Consider the following 17,894-nt stretch of genomic DNA (forward strand, 5'->3'; position numbering starts at 1 on the left):
ATGACCCAGCCCGCCGCCGACCGCACCGCGACCGCCCAGCCGGAGGACTTCTTCCAGCTGCTGAAGCCGCGCGTCATGTCGCTGGTGGTGTTCACGGCCCTGACCGGCCTGGTGGCCGCGCCGGGCGCGCCCGACCCGTTCCTGGCGGCCATCGCTGTCCTGTGCATCGCCCTGGGGGCCGGCGCCGCCGGGGCGCTGAACATGGCCATCGAGGGCGAGACCGACGCCCTGATGCGCCGCACGCGCGGCCGCCCGGTCGCGGCCGGACGGGTCAGCCGCAACGACGCCGTGGTCTACGGCGTGATCCTGTCCTTCGTGGCGGTGACCCTGCTGGCTTTTGCGGCGAACCTGTTGGCGGCGGGACTGCTGGCCCTGACCATCGTCTATTACGTCGGCCTCTACACCGTGGTGCTGAAGCGTCGCACGCCGCAGAACATCGTCATCGGCGGGGCGGCCGGCGCCTTCCCGCCGGTCATCGGCTGGGCCGCCGCCACCGGCGACGCGCCATGGCAGGCCTGGCTGCTGTTCCTGATCATCTTCCTGTGGACCCCGCCGCACAGCTGGGCCCTGGCGCTCTACAACGCCGGCGATTACGCCAAGGCGGGCATTCCCATGATGCCCGTTGCCAGGGGGGCGGCGGCCACGCGCCGTCAGGTCATGGCCTACAGCGTGCCGATGGCGCTGGCCGGAGTCGCCCCGGCGCTTGTGGGTCTGGGCGGCGGCGCCTATCTGGCGGTTTCGACCATAGGCGGGGCGATGTTCCTGTTTCTGGCCTTCAGGCTGCTGCGCAGCCGGGCGGGCGAGACGCCGGACAAGGCCGAGGCCGAGGGGCGCGAGGCGGCCATCTATGACGTCCGCGCCGAGGCCAAGGTCGCCCGCAATCTCTTCGCCTATTCGATTCTGTACCTGTTCGCCCTGTTCGCCACCCTGCTGGTCGAGCACAGCCTTAACGGAGCCGGTTGATGACGCCCGATGAGATCGCCGCCCGCAAGAAGCGCAACCTGGCGCTGGCTCTGGCCCTGGTGGCCTTCGTGGTGCTGGTCTTCGGCCTGACCATGGCCCGCCTGGCCCAGAACATCGAACAGGGCCGGGCCGAGGAAGCGCGCACCGGCCAGCCTGTCCCGGCGGTGGGCCGATGAACAGGAACCTGCGTCTTGGCCTGATCTGCGGCGCCGTGGCCATGGGCATGGTCGGGGCCGCCTTCGCCGCGGTGCCGCTGTATCAGCTGTTCTGCCAGGTGACCGGGTTCGACGGCACGGTGCGCCGGGCCGAAGCGGCGCCGACCCAGGTTCTCGACCGCGAAATCGTGGTGCGCTTCGACACCAATGTGCGCGGCCTGCCTTGGGATTTCGACGCCGAGCAGGTGGCCCAACGCGTGCGCGTGGGCGCGACCGGCCTGGCCTATTTCACGGTCACCAACACCTCCGACCGGCCGATGGCGGGCCGCGCGGTCTACAACGTGGTTCCTGAAAGCGCGGGCCCGTACTTCCAGAAGCTGGAGTGCTTCTGCTTCACGACCCAGACCGTCCAGCCCGGCCAGACCGTGCGTTTCCCGGTGGCCTATTTCGTGGCCCCCGAGCTGAACGAGGACGTCAACACCCGGCGCATGCGCGAGATCACCCTGTCCTACACCTTCTTCGCGACGGAAGATCAGGCGGATTCCTGAGATCAGCCCCTTGGCGCGCGGGCGCAGGCGAGGCTATAGGCAGGCTCAGATTCATTCATCCGCCGGGACCGTGACCTCCATGGCCGACCACGCCGCTCCGCAGCACGACTACCACCTGGTCAATCCCAGTCCGTGGCCTCTGGTGGCCTCAATCGCCGCCACGGTGATGATGTTCGGCGCCGTGGCCTGGATGAAGGGGCTGTTCGGCCTGCCGGAAGGCACCAGCTGGCTCTTCTTCGCGGGTCTGGCGGGCGTGCTCTACAGCATGGTCGGCTGGTGGGGCGACGTGATCAAGGAAAGCCGTCAGGGCGACCACACCCCGGTCGTGTCCATCGGCCTGCGCTACGGCATGGTGATGTTCATCGCGTCGGAAGTGATGTTCTTCGCCGCCTTCTTCTGGATGTTCTTCGAGATGGCGCTGTGGAACGAGCACCGGGTGCTGTCGAACATCGAGGAGGTGCGTACGGCCTGGGCCCACTGGCCGCCCATGGGCGTCGAGACGCTGGATCCCTGGCACCTGCCGTTCCTGAACACCGTGACCCTGCTGCTGTCCGGCACCACCGTGACCTGGGCTCACCACGCGCTGCAGCAGGGCGACCGCAAGTCGGCCAAGCTGGGCCTGGCCCTGACCATCGTCCTGGGCGTCTTCTTCACCGCCGTTCAGGTCTACGAGTACAACCACATCATCCACGAGAACCTGTTCTTCTCGGACGAGGCGATGAATTCCGGCCTCTATGGCTCCATCTTCTTCATGGCCACGGGCTTCCACGGCTTCCACGTACTGGTGGGCAGCATCTTCCTGGCCGTGTGCCTGCTGCGCCTGATGGCGGGCCAGTTCACGCCGCAGAAGCACTTCGGCTTCGAGGCCGCCGCCTGGTACTGGCACTTCGTGGACGTGGTCTGGCTGTTCCTGTTCGCCTTCATCTACGTGGCCTTCGCTGGAGCCGGCCACGGCTAAGTCCCGCTTCCCCATCGTCGTCCTTCTGGCCGCAGGCGTCCTGTTCGCGACGCTCTGCGGCCTCGGCGTCTGGCAGGTCCGCCGGATGATGTGGAAGGAAGACCTGATCGCGCGCGCCGAAGCCGCCGCGGCCCGGCCGCCGGTCCCCATCCAGACGCTGGCCCGCCTCCCTGATGCGGAGTTCCGCACCGCCAGGGTCACCTGCCTGGGCCTGTCCCGCGCGCCGTATCTCGAGCTGCATACGGTTGAGGATGCCGGGCCGGGCGTGCGTCTCGTCTCCCTATGCCGCACGCCGCAGGGCGGGGCCTGGCTGATCGATCGGGGCTTCGTCGCGGCGGAGGTCTCGGCGCGTCCGCCGGAGGACGCGTCGGACAGCTCCCCCACGAACATCGACGCCGTGCTGCGCCGTCATCCGGAGCCCAATCCCTTCGCGCCGCAGGGAGAGGGCCGGACCTACTTCACACGCCAGACCGAAAGCATGGCCCAGACCCTCGGCGCGAGCGCGGTCGGGCCCTACCTGCTCTACGCCACCACCTCGTCCAACCCGGAGTGGCGGGCCCTGCAGCCCTCAGCCCCGCCGCCTGCCTTCTCCAACAACCACGCGGGATACGCGATCACCTGGTTCGGCCTGTCCGCCGTACTGGCCGTGATGGTGGTCGTCGTCCTCAGGCGGCGACGATGAGCGCCCGCCTGCATGAGCTGCCGGGCGGGGTGCGCCTGATCTGCGATCCCGTGCCCGGCGCCCGCACCATCGCCCTGTCGGTCGTGGCCGACGGCGGCGCGCGCCACGAAAGCGCCGCCCAGAGCGGCTGGTCGCATCTGCTGGAGCACATGGTCTTCAAGGGCGCGGGCGGGCGCGGGGCCAAGGCCCTGGTCGAGGCCGTGGAGGGCGAGGGCGGCTCGCTCAACGCCGCCACAGGCCACGAGCGGACCAGCTTTCAGGCGCGCGTGCTGCCCGATGGGCTGGACACGGCGGTCTCGGTCATCATGGACATGGTGGGCCGCCCCTGGCTCAAGCCCGACGACCTGGAGCGCGAGCGCGACGTCATCGCCCAGGAGATCGCCGAAGCCTACGACGCGCCCGACGACCACGTCTTCGAGATGGCCCAGGCCGCGGCTTTCCACGACCAGGCGCTCGGCCGACCGATCCTCGGCGAGGAAGTGACCCTGGCCGCGGCCGATCCGGAGGCCCTGTCGGACTGGCGCGCGCGGCTCTATCGGCCCCAAGGCCTGGTCATCTCGGCCGCCGGGGCGGTCGATGAGGACCGGTTGATCGAGCTTGCCGATCGTTGCCTTGAGGAAGCGGCCATCGCGCCCTCGGACCACGCCTATCCCTCCCTTGAGACCGCCCGGTTCCATGGCGGCCCCACCGAACTGGTGCGCGAGATCGAGCAGGCCAACCTCGTGTTCCTGATCGAAGGCGAGGGCGCCATGTCCGACGACCTGACCACGGCGCGGCTGGCCGCCGAGCTGCTGGGCGGGGGCATGTCTTCGCGCCTGTTCCAGACCCTGCGCGAGGATCTGGGGCTGGTTTACGCGGTGGACGCCTGGGCCGACGCCTATGCCGACACCGGCGTGCTGGGCCTCTTCATGGGGACCGATGCGCTGGAGGCGCGCCGCGCCGCGGGCGCCGCCGCCGAGGTCATCCGCCGCCTGGCCGACGACCTGACCGAGGACGAGCTGGCCCGCGCCCGCGCCCAGCTGAAGGCCTCGCTCTACATTGGCGATGAGTCCCTGCCCAATCGCGCCGAGCGCAACGCCGTCCAGCTGCTGGCCCAGGGGCGCATCAAGACGCTCGGTGAAATGGCCGAGGAGGTCGAGGCGGTCAGCGCCCAGGACGTGCGCCTGTGGTTGGGCTCGCGCCTGATCCTGCACCCCGCCGCCGCCTGTCTGGGGCCGGCCGAAGCGGTGGGCGCGCCGGAGGCCTTCATCCGCCGCCTGGCGGCCTAACGCGGGTTTGTTAGGCGAAGCTCAAGGGTTCCGCGTTACGGTTTCCGGATGGCCGTTCTGGACTGGATGCAAACTGACCACGGACCCGTGTTGCAGGACACGGTCGTGCGCCTGCGCCTGCCGCGCCAGGCCGATTATCCCGCCTGGTCCGACCTGAGGCGCAAGTCTGAAGCCTATCTGCGCCCCTGGGAGCCCAAGTGGCCCGAGGATGACCTGACCCGAGCCGCGTTCCGCCGCCGCCTGTCGGTCTATGCGCGCGAGGTGGAGGCCGAGCGGGCCTGGCCCTTCTTCATCTTCGACGACGCCGGGCTGGTGGGCGCGATCACCCTTTCGAACGTCCGCCGGGGCGTCGCCGACGCCGGCACCCTGGGCTACTGGATCGGCCAGCCGCACGCCGGACGGGGGCTAGCGACCCGCGCGGTGCGCCTCATGGCCGGCTACGCCTTCGACACCTTGGGCCTGCACCGGCTGGAGGCCGCCTGTGTGCCCGAGAACACAGCCTCGCGTCGCGTGCTTGAGAAATCGGCCTTCCGGCTGGAGGGCGTGGCCCGCGCTTATTTGAATATTAACGGCGCCTGGAGAGATCATCTGTTGTTCGCCCGTCTCGAAGACGACGTGGCGGCGGGGTCGAACACCAGGGGCTTGCACAGAACGTGACGGAGAGCTCGCGACAGCTGTCTTGGGATCCCACGACGACGCTTGAGGCGCTGGCCGCCGCTGACGTCGCCCTGTGGTTCTGGACGCCGTCTGAAGACCAGCTCCGCTTCACCGGCGCGACGCGCTCGCTCGGCCTGGGCCCGCTGGCCCCCGCCTGTCCCAGCGCCGCCTTCGTGGCCCTGACCATGCCCCAGGACCGCACCCTGGCCGAACAGCTGCTGAAGCCGCGGGAGGAGGGCGCCGAGGTGGCCCTGCGCCTGCGCATGCGCGACGGCGGCACCTGCCTGTGGCGCGGCGTCTGGCTCGAGGACGGCCTGCGCGCCGCTGGGGTCGTGGCGCTTGAGACCCGCTTCGCGGCGGCCGGGACCGACGCCCTGACCGGCCTCCTGGACCGACGCACCTTCCTGGCGCGCGTCACCCAGCAGCTGACCGAGCCGGGCGAATACGAGATCATCGTGGCGGACCTTGACCGCCTGCGCCGCCTGAACGAGGCCCTGGGTCACGAGCGCGCCGATCTGGTGCTGGCGGCCCTGGGCTCGCGCCTGACCGCCGCCTTCGCCCATGACGCCTGGCCGGCCCGTATCGGTGAAGATGAGTTCGCCGTCCTGATCCGTATGGACGGCGCCATCGGCCGGCCGTCCATCAAGATGCGCCAGGCGCTGGAGCAGCCGCTGCGCGTGGCCGGCTTCGATATCTATCCGACCCTGTCCATCGGCGCCGTGCAGGCCGAGGGCGGCCCTGATGCTCCCGACGCGGCCGAGCTGCTGCGCCGCGCCGAGCTGGCGGTCGAGTCGGCCAAGGTCGGGGGCCGCGGCGGCGCCGCCGCCTATGGCCGGGCCCTGGAAAGCGACAGCCTGTCCCGTCTGGCCCTGGAGGCGGACCTCCGCAACGCCTTTGTGCGCGGCGAGATCGTGCCCTTCTTCCAGCCAATCGTGAATCTGTCGACGGGCGCCGTGGCGGGGTTCGAGGCCCTGGCCCGCTGGAAGCACCCCAAGCGCGGCCTGGTGCCGCCGGACGAGTTCCTCACCCTCACCGACGAGATGGGGCTGATGAACGATCTGGGCCTGATGATGATGCAGACATCGGCCCGCCAACTAGCCGAATGGCTGGAGCGTCACCCTACCGCCGGCAAGCTCTTCGTCAGCGTGAACCTGTCGACCGGCGAGATCGAACGCGAGGGCCTGGTGGCCGACGTGGCGCGCATCCGCAAGGAGACGGGCCTTCCAACCGGCGCCCTGAAGCTGGAAGTCACCGAAAGCGACATCATGCGCGACCCGAACCGGGCCGCCCTGGTGCTGCAGGCCCTGCGCGAGGCGGGGGCTTCGCTGGCGCTGGACGATTTCGGCACCGGCTTCTCGTCCCTGTCGTACCTGGCGCGTCTGCCCTTCGACACGCTGAAGATCGACCGTTACTTCGTTTTGACCATGGGCGACGACGAGGGTTCGGCCAAGATCGTGCGCTCGGTGGTGGCCCTGGGGCGGGACCTGTCGCTGGAGGTGGTGGCCGAGGGCGTCGAGAACGCCGGCCTGGCCCGCCAGCTGCTGCAGTCCGGCTGTCACTACGGCCAGGGCTTCGGCTATGCGCCCGCTCTCGCGGCCCAGGAGGCCGAGGTCTATCTGAACGAGAGCCTGGCCGACGGCGTCGCGCCGCTGGTGGCCCGATCCGTCAAGCGTTGAGGCTCAGGCCGTGCCGCCCGTCTGGGCGATGAAGGCCGGATCGACCCCCAGCGTTTTCAGGGCCTTTTCCCACTTCCGATCCAGATCCTGATCGAAGATCAGCGTCTCGTCCGCGTCCGCGACCAGCCAGACATTGTCGCGCAGTTCGCTCTCCAGCTGACCCTTGTCCCAGCCGGCGTAGCCGAGGGCCAGCACCGCCTTGCGCGGGGCGATGGCCGGATCGGACAGCGCCGCCAGGATCTCGCGCGTGGCGGTCAGCTCGACGCCGCCGACGACGGTCAGGCTGGCGTCATTGATGCGAATGTCGTCGCTGTGCAGCACGAAGCCGCGCTCGGTATCGACAGGGCCGCCGTCCAGCACGCGCGTGCGCTCAGCGCCATCCGGGGCGGGCATGTCCATGCGGTCCAGCACGTCGGCCAGGGCCAGCCCCTCCCGCGGCATGTTCAGGCGCAGACCCATGGCGTGGTCCGGCCCATGGGCGCAGATCAGGATGACGGCGTGCTCAAAGCGGGGATCGCCGATGCCGGGCATGGCGATCAGCAGCCGCCCAGCCAGGGAATTGAACTCGCTCATGGCCTAAAGATCGGGTGGGAACCGCGCTGTGGCAAGGCCGTTGCGGGCGGGGCGGCTTGGCGAGCGGCCGCGTGTGACCTATTTCCATCTGCGCGCCGGATACGGCGCAGCCCTCTTCAGGAGACCACCCATGCCCCTCAACGTCGGCGATCGCCTGCCGGAGGCGACCTTCATGCACATGACCAAGGACGGCCCCAGCCAGGTCAGCTCCAAGGAGCTGTTCGAGGGCAAGCGCGTGGCGCTGTTCGCCCTGCCGGGCGCCTTCACGCCCACCTGCTCGGCCAAGCACGTGCCGGGCTTCAAGGAGCGCAAGGACGAGCTCAAGGCCAAGGGCATCGATCAGATCGCCTGCGTTTCGGTGAACGACGCCTTCGTCATGGGCGCCTGGGCCAAGGATCAGAACGTCTCGGACGACGACATGCTGATGCTGGCCGACGGCAACGGCGACTTCACGCGCGCCGTTGGCCTGGACATGGACGCCTCCAAGTTCGGCATGGGCACGCGCTCGCAGCGCTACTCCATGGTCGTCAACGACGGCGTGGTCGAACAGCTGAACGTCGAGCAGGGCGGCGAATTCCGCGTTTCCTCCGCCGACTACCTGGTCGACCACCTCTAGGGCCGATTGGGCGACCCCTTCACCTCCGAGCAACGCGCCGCCGTCATGCGGCGCGTGAAGGGGCGTGACACGACGCCGGAACTCAAGGTGCGGCGGACGCTGTGGCGGCTGGGCTTCCGCTATCGCCTGCAGCGCCGCGACCTGCCGGGAAAGCCGGACCTGGCCATGGCGGGCCGGCGCCTGGCGGTGTTCGTGCACGGCTGCTTCTGGCACGGCCACGACTGCCGGCGCGGGGCGCGGGCGCCCAAGGCGAACGCCCAGTACTGGTCGGACAAGATCGCTCGCAACCGCGCGCGGGACGACGCGACGCGCCGGCGCCTGATCGCCGAGGGCTGGCGGGGATTGGTGATCTGGGAATGCGCTCTAAGGCGAGCCGACCTGGATCAGGCGCTCGACAGGGCCGTGCGTGACGATCAGGCGGCCTGGACCGAGCTGTCGTCCGAGACGTCCTCCGCCGGGGGCGACAGCACGGCCTGAAGCGCGCCCAGCAGAACCGCAGGGGTCAGGGGCTTGGCCACGAAGCTGGTCATGCCGGCGTCCAGACAGGCCTGAACGTCGCCCTCAGCCGTGTCGGCGGTGACGGCGATGACCGGCGCGAACTGGTTGGGCCCGGCCGCCGCGCGCAGGCGACGGGTCGTCTCGCGGCCGTCCAGCTCGGGCATGCGCACATCCATGAAGACCACGTCGAAGGGTGTGACCGCGAGGGCCTTCAACGCCTCCAGGCCGTCCGTGGCCGTAGAGATGTCGCAGCCCAGCGGCGTCAGGATCAGCTGAACGGCGCGCCGGTTGATCTCGTGGTCGTCCACCACGAGGACCCGCAGGGGACGTCCCTCTTCCTCAGGCTCGCCCTCCACGACGGTCGCGGCGACGTCCTCGGCGTCCTCGACCTGTTCGATGACCTCGGCGGCGGGCGAAAGCGTGGGCGCAGGCGCGTCAGCGGCCTGAACGGTCGCCCGGCGCACCACCGGCGGCGCAAAGAGGACTTCGGTCTCGGCATCGACCGGCTTGGCCAGCGGGACGGTCAGGCCGATGGTGAAAGCCGAGCCCGCGCCCTGAACGCTGCGCGCCAGCAGACGTCCGCCCATGAGGTGAATCAGCTCTCGGCTGATCGACAGGCCCAGGCCGGTGCCGCCGTGGGCGGCGGCCACCCCGTCGCGGGTCTGGTCAAAGGGCGTGAACAGACGCGCCAGCTGGCCCTCGTCCATGCCCTTGCCGGTGTCGGCCACCTCGATCATCAGCGAGGCCTGATTATCGCCGTCCGGCCAGGCCTTGAGGCTGACGGTGATATGGCCTTCGTCGGTGAACTTCAGGGCGTTGGACATCAGGTTGTTCAGCACCTGGCGCAGACGCGTGCCGTCGATCTCGACCCAGGCCGGCGCCTGGACGCTGCCGCTCAGGCGAAGCTTCAAGCCCTTCTTGGCCGCTTCGGCCTGCCAGAAACGCAGGGTGTGCGCCAGCAGGCGGCGCAGATTGGTCGGACGCGGCTCGACCCTCAGGCGGCCGGCTTCCAGCTTGGCGTGATCCAGAAGATCGTCCAGCAGACCGCGCATCATGTTGGCGGCGTCCCCGATGAGACGCGCATGGCGGTTGACGGCCGGGTCCGGGGCCCTGTCCAGCTCAGCCACCCCGGCGAGCATGGCGCTGATCGGCGTGCGCAGGTCGTGGCCCACGGTGGCCAGCAGCATGGACTTGGACTGCATCACGCTCGTCAGTTCGGCCGCCCTGGCCTCCGCCTCGATGCGGGCGCTGGATTCCAGCGCGCGATAGCGCTGCATCGTGCGCGACACGGACAGGACGTAGGCCATGAACACGCCCACGGCGACCACCACAGCCGCCACATAGGTCGGCTCGGCCCCGGACCAGGCCAGCAGGGCCGGCGTCAGGGCGAGATAGATGAACTGGGCCGCCAGGGTGGGCGCCAGCACCCGCGGAGAGCCGATGGAGTTGACCACCGAATAGATGCATCCGGCCGAGACGAGGAAGGCCGCGGCGATGCCGCCGGGCAGGCCGCACTCGCGCCACAGAATGATGGACAGGCTGCTGAAGGCGGCGGCGTTCAGAAACAGGGCCAGGGTGGCCAGCGCGTTCCGGACCGGGCCCATGTCAGCGACTTCGCCGCGCGCGACAGGCCGGAAGGCGGCCAGCTCGACGAACTGGATGGCCAGGTAGACGGCGCACCAGACGGTCGCCAGCCCATAGCCGATCAACGGGGAAAAGATCAGCGCGGCGGCGCAGCCCAGAAGCAGCCGCTGAGGCAGGGACTTGCGACGTCTTTCGACGCCCTCGCCCCAACCCTGGTTTTCGTTTTCGGCCACCGACTGCATGAACGCCCCAGAGACACCCTTGCTGGAGCCTCTTGGAGGGCTCCTGCACGCCAGACTGCCACGGGCGCTCCTAACGGGCCGTCAACGCGGCGCTCGCCTTGATCTCGGGGGTATGGCGTCGACGCCGCTACAACGACCGGGCGATCAGCAGCTTCATGATCTCGTTGGTGCCGCCATAGATGCGCTGGACCCGCGCATCCTTGTACAGCTGGGCGATCGGGTACTCGTTCATGTAGCCGTAGCCCCCGAACAGCTGGAGCATGGCGTCGATGGTCTCGCCCTGGATGTCGGTGCACCAGTACTTGGCCATGGAGGCGGTCACGGCGTCGAGCCTGCCTTGCAGATGCAGGCCGATGCAGTGGTCCACGAACACCTTGGCGACGCTCAGCTTGGTCTTCACCTCGGCCAGCTGGAACTGGGTGTTCTGGAAATCGATGACGCGCTTGCCGAACGCCTTGCGCTCCTTGACGTAGTCCAGGGTGGCGGCCAGGCCCCGCTCGGCGGCGGCGATGCCCTGCACGGCGATGTTCAGCCGCTCCTGCGGCAGCTGCTGCATCAGCTGGACAAAGCCCTGCCCTTCGGTCCCGCCCAGCAGATTTTCGGCCGGCACGCGCACGTCGTTGAAGAACAGCTCGGAGGTGTCGTTCCCCTCCATGCCGATCTTGTGGAGGTTGCGGCCGCGCTCGAACCCTTCCGCGCCGTCGGTCTCGACCACGATCAGGCTGGTGCCCTTGGCCCCTTCGGCCGGGTCGGTCTTGGCCACCACGATGATGAAGTTGGCCAGCTGGCCGTTGGTGATGAAGGTCTTGGACCCGTTCACTACGTAGGCGCCGCCGTCCTTGCGGGCGGAGGTCTTGATCCCTTGCAGGTCAGATCCCGCGCCTGGCTCGGTCATGGCGATGGCGCCGATCAGTTCGCCCGATTGCAGGCGGGGCAGCCAGCGCGCCTTCTGCTCCGCCGTGCCGTAATGCCAGACGTAGGGCATGACGATGGCGTTGTGCAGCGAGATGCCGAAGTGGTCCGCACCCTTCCAGCCTAGCTGACGCATCAGCACCACCTCGTGGCGGTAGTCGCCGCCCATGCCGCCGTCCGCCTCGGGCATGGACAGACCCAGCAGGCCCGCCTCGCCGGCCTGGGTCCACAGCTCGCGCGGGACGGAGCTGTTCTCAAGCCAGCCTTGCACGGCCTCGGGCGAGGCGTGCTCGTCGATCCACTTGCCGACGCTGTCGGAGAAGAGGGTGATCTCCTCTTCCTGCATGAACTCCGGGTCGGGGGCGTTGAGGATGTTCATCTTAAGTCTCCTCCCCATTCCCCGAATGGGGAGGGGGACCACGAAGTGGTGGAGGGGAACGAGACCCCTCCGTCTCGTCGGCTTCGCCGCCGATCCACCTCCCCATCGCTCGCGCGACGGGGAGGAGGCGGGCCTTGCTCAGAACGCCTCGGCCGGCATCTGCATCAGCACGTCCGCCCCAGTCCTCAGCTTGGCCAGGTGGGCGTCGGCGTCCGGCAGCATGCGCTCGACGAAATAGCGGCCCGTGGCGATCTTGCCGGCGAAGTAGGGGTCGGTCTCCCCGGCGTCGATACGCGCTTGCGCCGTCTCGGCCATCTGAGCCCACATATAGGCCAGCGCCGTCAGGCCGAAGATGTGCAGATAGTCGGTCGACGCCGCGCCCGCGTTGTCCGGGTTCTGCATGCCGTTCTGCATCAGCCACATGGTGGCCTCCTGCAGCTTGGCCTTGGAGGAGGCCAGGCCGTCGATGAAGGGCTTCAGCGGCCCGTCGCCCTGACGCTCGGCCACATAGGCGTCGATCTCGGAGAACCAGGTCATGATGGCCCGGCCGCCGTTGGCCGCCAGCTTGCGTCCCACCAGATCCAGCGCCTGGATGCCGTTGGCGCCCTCATAGATCATGGTGATGCGCGCATCGCGCAGGTACTGGCTTGCCGGGTAGTGCTCGGTATAGCCCGAGCCGCCGTGCACCTGCATGGCCAGGCTGGCGGCGTGGAACCCGCGGTCCGTCAGGTAGGCTTTCACCACTGGGGTCAGCAGCGCCATGTAGTCCTTGGCCTTGGTGGCCTGGGCCTCCTCGGGCGAACGCTGCATGTCTGCCTGAAGCGCGGTCCACAGGATGAAGGCCTGGCCGCCCTCGACGATGGCCTTGGCCTCCAGCAGCATGCGCCGCACGTCCGGATGCACGATGATGGGATCGGCCGGGCCCTCGGGGTTCTTCGGGCCGGTCAGGCTGCGGCCCTGCAGCCGCTCCTTGGCGAACTCGGCGGCGGCCTGATAGGCGGCGGCGGCGATGGACAGGCCCTGCAGGCCGGTGCCCAGGCGCGCCTCGTTCATCATGACGAACATGGCCGCCATGCCCTTGTTCTCGGTCCCGACCAGCCAGCCCTTGGCGTTCTCATAGGCCATGACGCAGGTGGCGTTGCCGTGGATGCCCATCTTGTGCTCGAGGCCCGCGCACTCGACGCCGTTGCGCTCACCCAGCGAGCCGTCGTCGTTGACGATGAACTTGGGCACGACGAACAGGCTGATGCCCTTGATGCCCTCCGGCGCGCCCTCGATGCGGGCCAGCACCAGGTGGATGATGTTGTCGGTGAAGTCGTGCTCGCCCGAGGAAATCCAGATCTTCTGGCCGGTGATGGAATAGCTGCCGTCGCCGTTCGGAACCGCCTTAGTGCGGATCAGGCCCAGATCCGTGCCGCATTGGGGCTCGGTCAGGTTCATGGTCCCGCCCCACTCGCCCGAGGCCAGCTTGGGCAGGTACTTGGCCTTCTGCTCCTCAGAGCCGTTGGCGTGCAGCGCCTCGTAGCAGCCGTGGGTCAGGCCCGGGTACATGGAGAAGGCCGGGCTGGCCGCCGCCGTCATGTGGCCGACCGCCAGGGCCAGCACCGAGGGCATGCCCTGACCGCCGTAATCGGGGTCCGCCGCCAGGGCCGGCCAGCCGGCCTCGACCATCTGGTGATAGGCCTCCTTCCAGCCGGGGGGCGTGGTGACCTTGCCTGCGTCCAACTTACAACCGTGCTGGTCGCCGACCTTGTTCAGGGGCGCGATGACCTCGTCGGAAAAGCGCGCGCCTTCCTCCAGCACCTGGCGCACCAGGTCGGCCGACACGTCCGCAAAGCCGGGCAGGGTGTTGGCGTAGCGCTCCACCCCCAGCATGTCGTTGAGCAGGAAGTCGAGATCACGCACGGGCGCCTGGTAGGGCATGGTCAGCCTTTCGCGGTCAGGGGTGTGTCGTCATCCAGGCTGGCGCTGAGCACGGTGTGGTACTCGGCGCCGCCCGGCAGCAGGTCGGGGCGGCTCTCGGCCAGGCGCTGCTCCATGTAGGCGCAAGCCTCCTCGGCGGTGGCGATGGCCGCGTCCAGGTCCTCGCGCTGCTGCCTCAGCGCCTCGATCTGGGCGCGATGACGGCGCAGGGCCACGGCCATCTGGTGGGCGTTGCCGTCCTTGCGGTCGTAAAGGTCCAGCATCTCCTGGATCTCGGACAGTGAGAATCCGATGCGCCGCCCGCGCAGGATCAGCTTCAGCCGGGCGCGATCTCGGGCGCTGTAGACGCGGGTCTGGCCCTTGCGCGCCGGGGACAGCATGCCCTTGTCCTCATAGAAGCGCAGGGCGCGGGCCGTGGCGCCGAACTCCCGGCACAGCTGGCGAATAGTGTAGGTCCGGTGATCGTCGCTCGGGGCCATGTCGCTTCATAACTTGACGCGGACGTAAAGGGAAGGTTTTTTGGCGTGGCCCTACAGTCCGTACGCAGCCCCCGCCGCGCGCGTCGCTACGATCTTGTCGTGGAAGGGCGTCCAGTCGTCGTCGCGGTCGACGGCGGCCCAGATGGCCTCGACCTCGTCGATCAGCATCTCCTGCGGCTCGGACCCCGCGAAGTAGGCATGGCTCAGCCGTTCCGGGCGGTCGGGCGCTTGGGCCACCAGCGCCGCCTGGAACGCCTCGCCCTCAGGCGAGCGATAAGCGGCGGCGCGCGGTCCCTCTAGCGCGCGGGCGCTCGACGCCTCGCCGCCGAACCAGTCGAAGAAGACCGGCTCGAACCGCAGCGCCGCCTTGTGCGCCTTCAGCAGAGCCAGCGTCGCCTCGACCAGCGCGGTCCCCGCCGCCTCGCCCGCGTCCGCTACGCCCAGCCGTCGGCGGAAGGCCCCGGCCAGCTCGGCGCCATAGGCCGGGCCGTAGGTGTTCAGTGCATCGATCAGAGGCTCGCTCTCGGCGACCAGGCGCAGGCAGGCGGCCAACTGCTGCAGGTTCCAGAACACGGCCTCGGGCTGGCGGGCGTAAGCGTAGAGCCCGGTGCGGTCGAAATAGGCGGCGGTGAATCCCGGCTCGTAGGCGGGCAGGAAGCGCCAGGGGCCGTAGTCGAAGCTCTCGCCCGTCACGTTCAAATTGTCGGTATTCAGAACCCCGTGCACGAACCCGGCGGCCGTCCAGCGGGCGACCAGCCGCGCCGAGGCTCTGGCGACCGCCTCCAACATCACCGGCCCGTCGATGGCCGGGTCGCCCGTGCGCGGAAGCTCCGGATAGTACAGCTCCAGCACATGCCGGATCAGGTCCCCGATCATGTCCACGCGGTCGAAGTAGGCGGCGCGCTGGAACGTGCCGAAGCGGACATGACTGTGCGACAGCCGCACCAGGACGGCGGATCGGGTGGGGGAGGGCTCGTCCCCTCGCTCCAGCGCCTCGCCGGTCTCGATCAGCGAGAAGGCGCGACTGGTGGGCAAGCCTAGCGCCTCCAGCATCTCGGCCGCCAGCACCTCGCGGACCCCGCCCTTCAGGGTCAGCCGCCCGTCGCCGGACCGGGACCAGGGCGTCTGGCCCGAGCCCTTGGTTCCAAGATCGAGCAGGCGTCCCGAGGCGTCCCGCAACTGTGCGAACAGGAACCCGCGCCCGTCGCCCAGGTCGGGATTGTAGGTGCGGAACTGATGCCCGTGATAGCGCATGGCCACGGGGCCGGGCTGTCCCGGCAACGCCTCGAAGCGGCCGAAATGGGCGACCCACTCCTGATCGGTCAGCGTCTCCAGCCCCACCTGCGCGGCGGCGCGGTCATTGCGGAAGCGCAGGATGGCTTGGGGAAAATCGGCCGCCCGCACGGCGTCGCCGTACTCGTCCCCCAGGTCGAAGAAGCGGGGCTCGGGGCGATAGGCGGACGAGACGGGCATCAACGCCAGATGGGGCTCAGATGCCGGGGAGCAAGCGGCGCCGGGCCTAGCGCAGCTGATACCGCACCGTCGTGACGACCCGCACCTTCTGGTCGGGCGACTGGCTGGCCTCGCCCACGCCGTCACGGTCCAGGATTTCGAAGGAGCCTTGCGTCGCTTCCTTGATCGGGCCCAGGCGCGCATTGGCGTCCTCGGCGAACTGCTGGGCGCCCGATCTGGCCGCCGCCGTCGCCTGGGCGATCATGGCCGGGCGCACGTCGTTCAGCTTGGTGAAGATGTAGGTGGGTCCGGCGAAGTCCTGCATCACCACGCCCTGGCGCACCAGGTCGTTCATGGCCCGGGTCGTGCCCTGCACGCGAGCCACGTCGCCGGTTCTGACCACCACCGTCTGGGCCAGGATGAAGCGCGGCCCCTGCTGGTTCGAGTACTCGCGTGAGCGGGTGTCCGCCACCTCAAGCCGCCCCAGGGTCACGGCGCTCTCCGGATAGCCCTGCCGGGCCAGGAACCGCCGCACAATGACTAGGTCGCTGTCGATCTTGGCCTGCACCTCGGACAGCACCTCGCCCGAGGCCGTGAAGCGGATCGGCAGCACGGCCAGATCGGCCTGGACGTTGCGCTCGGCCAAGCCGCGCACCAGCACGGTGCGGTCGCCTGCGTTGGCGTGGATGATCCCGTTGCCGACGAAGGCGCCCGCGCCCACCAGCCCCAGGGCGACCAGTCCGCCCGCGACCACGCCCGTAACCAACGAATTGTCCGCCATCTCGCGCCTCGCTCTAGGCCTCACCACGGAGGAGGCGCTCAAGCTTGGCCGCTGTCAATCGGCCCGGCCGCATGCCGGTTTTCTTTGAAACGCCCGTCCCCCCCTGCTAACCCCGTCGCTAACGGCAAAGGCAGACAGAACAAGGAGCAGCCCATGGCGCGGCGGTTGACGCTGGACTTCTTCAAGACCGAAGCGGCCTCGGGACTCTTCCTGGCCATCGCGGCGCTGTCGGCCCTCGTCCTCGCCAATTCGCCCTGGGCGGACGCCTATTTCGGCATTCTCAAGACCGACATCCCGGTGCGTATCGGCGCCTGGTCCCTCACGGAAAACGTCTCGGAGTGGATCAAAGAAGGCCTGATGGCCATCTTCTTCTTCGTCGTCGGGCTCGAGATCAAATACGAGATCCTCCGGGGCGAACTGTCCAATCCGAAAAAGCTCGCCTTGCCGGTGTTGGCGGCCGTCGGCGGCATGGTCGGCCCGGCGTTGGTCTACCTGGGCGTCACCGGCGCCCTGGGCGGCGATCCGCGCGGCTGGTCGATCCCCGTGGCCACGGACATCGCCTTCGCGGTCGCGGCCTTCGCTCTGGTGGCCTCGTCGTTGCCCGCGTCCTTGCGGGTGTTCCTGCTGACCCTGGCCATCGTCGATGACCTGGGCGCCGTGGCCATCATCGCGGCGGTCTACAGCGACGGCGTGACCCTGCCGCCGCTGCTCGGCGCGGGCGTCGTGCTGGCGGCGCTGGCGCTGATCGGCCGTTTCCAGCTGTCCTTCGTCTGGTGGGTGCTGGGCTTCCTGCTCGTGTGGGGCTTCGCCATGGAGGCGCACATCTCCACCTCGCTTGCCGGGGTGGCCACGGCCCTGGTCGTGCCCATCAACGCGCCCAAGCCCGGCGTCGAGGGCCCCCTGAAGAACTTCATGGAGACCCTTCACCCTTGGGTCGCCTATTTCATCCTGCCGTTGTTCGCCTTCTCCGCGGCGGGCTTCTCCTTCGCCGGCCTGTCGCCTCTGGCTCTCTTCTCGCCGGTGGCGCTGGGCATCGCCCTGGGCCTCTTCCTGGGCAAGCAGATCGGGGTCATGGGTCTGGCCTGGCTGGCCTGCAGGCTGAAACTGGGCGTCCTGCCCTCCAACGCCCGCTGGAGCGAGATGTACGGCGTCTCCCTGCTGTGCGGCGTGGGCTTCACCATGAGCCTGTTCCTGGGTGCCTTGGCCTTCCCCGGCGCGCCGGTCGAGATAGAGACCGAGGTCAAGCTGGGCGTCATCGCCGGGTCGTTGTTGTCGGGTCTGGTCGGCATGCTCGTTCTGTCGCGAGCTGCAGCGTGGCGTAAACGCTGCCGCGAGGACGACGCGGTTCTTGACGCAGCGTAAGCGTTTACTGTCGTTTTTCCGTCACAGACGAGGCTTCGGCCTGTCGAAATCTCGCCGCCTTCTTGTTGAGCGGGGCGGCTTGGATTACGCAATTCGGTCAGGAATCCGGCGACAGCTCAAAATAGCGCCGGGATAGGGATCGGAAACAGGGTCGCCGGCCAACGGCGCCCAATGACAATCGGGGAC

The 17,894-nt window shown here is 68.9% G+C and carries 18 protein-coding genes; 11 read left to right on the forward strand and 7 right to left on the reverse strand.

Annotation, left to right across the window (positions count from 1 at the left end):
- From cyoE to Q0812_RS01235, 8 genes are all read left to right on the forward strand, one after another.
- On the forward strand, positions 1-963 hold the full coding sequence (gene cyoE, locus Q0812_RS01200) for a heme o synthase (protein ID WP_302108467.1): 963 nt from the start codon (positions 1-3) through the stop codon (positions 961-963).
- Positions 963-1,139 (forward strand): hypothetical protein, encoded by a 177-nt coding sequence (locus Q0812_RS01205; protein WP_302108468.1) that lies wholly within the window; start codon positions 963-965, stop codon positions 1,137-1,139. Before cyoE ends, Q0812_RS01205 begins: the two co-directional genes overlap by 1 nt.
- Entirely contained in the window at positions 1,136-1,666 is a 531-nt protein-coding gene (locus tag Q0812_RS01210; RefSeq protein ID WP_302108469.1) for a cytochrome c oxidase assembly protein, read from the forward strand. Before Q0812_RS01205 ends, Q0812_RS01210 begins: the two co-directional genes overlap by 4 nt.
- Before the next feature lie 79 nt (positions 1,667-1,745).
- Complete coding sequence (locus Q0812_RS01215) at positions 1,746-2,624, forward strand: cytochrome c oxidase subunit 3 (protein WP_302108470.1); 879 nt, start codon at positions 1,746-1,748, stop codon at positions 2,622-2,624.
- A 40-nt stretch (positions 2,625-2,664) separates the two neighbouring features.
- Positions 2,665-3,306, forward strand: coding sequence for an SURF1 family protein (locus Q0812_RS01220; protein ID WP_302109187.1), 642 nt, complete (start codon positions 2,665-2,667; stop codon positions 3,304-3,306).
- Positions 3,303-4,574 carry a M16 family metallopeptidase gene (locus tag Q0812_RS01225; protein ID WP_302108471.1) on the forward strand — a complete coding sequence of 424 codons (1,272 nt, stop codon included), beginning with the start codon at positions 3,303-3,305 and terminating at the stop codon, positions 4,572-4,574. The genes Q0812_RS01220 and Q0812_RS01225 overlap by 4 nt, the downstream gene beginning before the upstream one ends.
- A gap of 48 nt (positions 4,575-4,622) precedes the next feature.
- A complete protein-coding gene (locus Q0812_RS01230; RefSeq protein WP_302108472.1) occupies positions 4,623-5,231 on the forward strand; it encodes a GNAT family N-acetyltransferase in 609 nt (202 codons plus the stop codon).
- A complete protein-coding gene (locus Q0812_RS01235) occupies positions 5,228-6,907 on the forward strand; it encodes a putative bifunctional diguanylate cyclase/phosphodiesterase (protein WP_302108473.1) in 1,680 nt (559 codons plus the stop codon). Before Q0812_RS01230 ends, Q0812_RS01235 begins: the two co-directional genes overlap by 4 nt.
- 3 nt (positions 6,908-6,910) lie before the next feature.
- Here Q0812_RS01235 and Q0812_RS01240 read toward each other — a convergent pair whose 3' ends face one another.
- Positions 6,911-7,480 carry a YqgE/AlgH family protein gene (locus tag Q0812_RS01240; protein ID WP_302108474.1) on the reverse strand — a complete coding sequence of 190 codons (570 nt, stop codon included), beginning with the start codon at positions 7,478-7,480 and terminating at the stop codon, positions 6,911-6,913.
- Positions 7,481-7,610: 130 nt separating this feature from the next.
- On the opposite strand from Q0812_RS01240, the gene Q0812_RS01245 reads away from it, so the two are divergent.
- The gene (locus tag Q0812_RS01245) at positions 7,611-8,096 is read left to right on the forward strand and encodes a peroxiredoxin (RefSeq protein WP_302108475.1); all 486 of its coding nucleotides are present in this window, start codon (positions 7,611-7,613) and stop codon (positions 8,094-8,096) included.
- 6 nt (positions 8,097-8,102) lie between these two features.
- Positions 8,103-8,573: a very short patch repair endonuclease gene (locus Q0812_RS01250; RefSeq protein WP_302108476.1), complete on the forward strand. Its 471-nt coding sequence runs from the start codon at positions 8,103-8,105 to the stop codon at positions 8,571-8,573.
- Here Q0812_RS01250 and Q0812_RS01255 read toward each other — a convergent pair.
- From Q0812_RS01255 to Q0812_RS01280, 6 genes are all read right to left on the reverse strand, one after another.
- Entirely contained in the window at positions 8,510-10,420 is a 1,911-nt protein-coding gene (locus Q0812_RS01255; RefSeq protein ID WP_302108477.1) for a hybrid sensor histidine kinase/response regulator, read from the reverse strand. The genes Q0812_RS01250 and Q0812_RS01255 overlap by 64 nt on opposite strands.
- A gap of 127 nt (positions 10,421-10,547) precedes the next feature.
- Positions 10,548-11,711, reverse strand: a complete 1,164-nt coding sequence (locus tag Q0812_RS01260; RefSeq protein ID WP_302108478.1) for an acyl-CoA dehydrogenase family protein — start codon at positions 11,709-11,711, stop codon at positions 10,548-10,550.
- Between the two features lie 138 nt (positions 11,712-11,849).
- A complete protein-coding gene (locus tag Q0812_RS01265) occupies positions 11,850-13,634 on the reverse strand; it encodes an acyl-CoA dehydrogenase C-terminal domain-containing protein (RefSeq protein ID WP_302108479.1) in 1,785 nt (594 codons plus the stop codon).
- Between the two features lie 2 nt (positions 13,635-13,636).
- The gene (locus Q0812_RS01270) at positions 13,637-14,113 is read right to left on the reverse strand and encodes a MerR family transcriptional regulator (protein ID WP_302108480.1); all 477 of its coding nucleotides are present in this window, start codon (positions 14,111-14,113) and stop codon (positions 13,637-13,639) included.
- A gap of 51 nt (positions 14,114-14,164) precedes the next feature.
- Positions 14,165-15,586, reverse strand: coding sequence for a protein adenylyltransferase SelO (locus tag Q0812_RS01275; protein WP_302108481.1), 1,422 nt, complete (start codon positions 15,584-15,586; stop codon positions 14,165-14,167).
- Positions 15,587-15,632: 46 nt separating this feature from the next.
- A complete protein-coding gene (locus Q0812_RS01280; RefSeq protein ID WP_302108482.1) occupies positions 15,633-16,346 on the reverse strand; it encodes an SIMPL domain-containing protein in 714 nt (237 codons plus the stop codon).
- 153 nt (positions 16,347-16,499) lie between these two features.
- On the opposite strand from Q0812_RS01280, the gene nhaA reads away from it, so the two are divergent.
- Positions 16,500-17,708, forward strand: a complete 1,209-nt coding sequence (nhaA, locus tag Q0812_RS01285; protein WP_302108483.1) for a Na+/H+ antiporter NhaA — start codon at positions 16,500-16,502, stop codon at positions 17,706-17,708.
- The last annotated feature ends 186 nt before the right edge of the window (positions 17,709-17,894 follow it).

Source organism: Peiella sedimenti (assembly GCF_030504955.1).
GTDB lineage: Bacteria > Pseudomonadota > Alphaproteobacteria > Caulobacterales > Caulobacteraceae > Brevundimonas > Brevundimonas sedimenti.

What these genes read in the sequence shown, in the direction of transcription:
- cyoE (WP_302108467.1), top strand. Translation starts at nt 1, where the DNA reads ATGACCCAGCCCGCCGCCGACCGCACCGCGACCGCCCAGCCGGAGGAC.
- Q0812_RS01205 (WP_302108468.1), top strand. Translation starts at nt 963, where the DNA reads ATGACGCCCGATGAGATCGCCGCCCGCAAGAAGCGCAACCTGGCGCTG.
- Q0812_RS01210 (WP_302108469.1), top strand. Translation starts at nt 1,136, where the DNA reads ATGAACAGGAACCTGCGTCTTGGCCTGATCTGCGGCGCCGTGGCCATG.
- Q0812_RS01215 (WP_302108470.1), top strand. Translation starts at nt 1,746, where the DNA reads ATGGCCGACCACGCCGCTCCGCAGCACGACTACCACCTGGTCAATCCC.
- Q0812_RS01225 (WP_302108471.1), top strand. Translation starts at nt 3,303, where the DNA reads ATGAGCGCCCGCCTGCATGAGCTGCCGGGCGGGGTGCGCCTGATCTGC.
- Q0812_RS01230 (WP_302108472.1), top strand. Translation starts at nt 4,623, where the DNA reads ATGGCCGTTCTGGACTGGATGCAAACTGACCACGGACCCGTGTTGCAG.
- Q0812_RS01240 (WP_302108474.1), bottom strand. Translation starts at nt 7,480, where the DNA reads ATGAGCGAGTTCAATTCCCTGGCTGGGCGGCTGCTGATCGCCATGCCC.
- Q0812_RS01245 (WP_302108475.1), top strand. Translation starts at nt 7,611, where the DNA reads ATGCCCCTCAACGTCGGCGATCGCCTGCCGGAGGCGACCTTCATGCAC.
- Q0812_RS01255 (WP_302108477.1), bottom strand. Translation starts at nt 10,420, where the DNA reads ATGCAGTCGGTGGCCGAAAACGAAAACCAGGGTTGGGGCGAGGGCGTC.
- Q0812_RS01260 (WP_302108478.1), bottom strand. Translation starts at nt 11,711, where the DNA reads ATGAACATCCTCAACGCCCCCGACCCGGAGTTCATGCAGGAAGAGGAG.
- Q0812_RS01265 (WP_302108479.1), bottom strand. Translation starts at nt 13,634, where the DNA reads ATGCCCTACCAGGCGCCCGTGCGTGATCTCGACTTCCTGCTCAACGAC.
- Q0812_RS01270 (WP_302108480.1), bottom strand. Translation starts at nt 14,113, where the DNA reads ATGGCCCCGAGCGACGATCACCGGACCTACACTATTCGCCAGCTGTGC.
- Q0812_RS01275 (WP_302108481.1), bottom strand. Translation starts at nt 15,586, where the DNA reads ATGCCCGTCTCGTCCGCCTATCGCCCCGAGCCCCGCTTCTTCGACCTG.
- Q0812_RS01280 (WP_302108482.1), bottom strand. Translation starts at nt 16,346, where the DNA reads ATGGCGGACAATTCGTTGGTTACGGGCGTGGTCGCGGGCGGACTGGTC.
- nhaA (WP_302108483.1), top strand. Translation starts at nt 16,500, where the DNA reads ATGGCGCGGCGGTTGACGCTGGACTTCTTCAAGACCGAAGCGGCCTCG.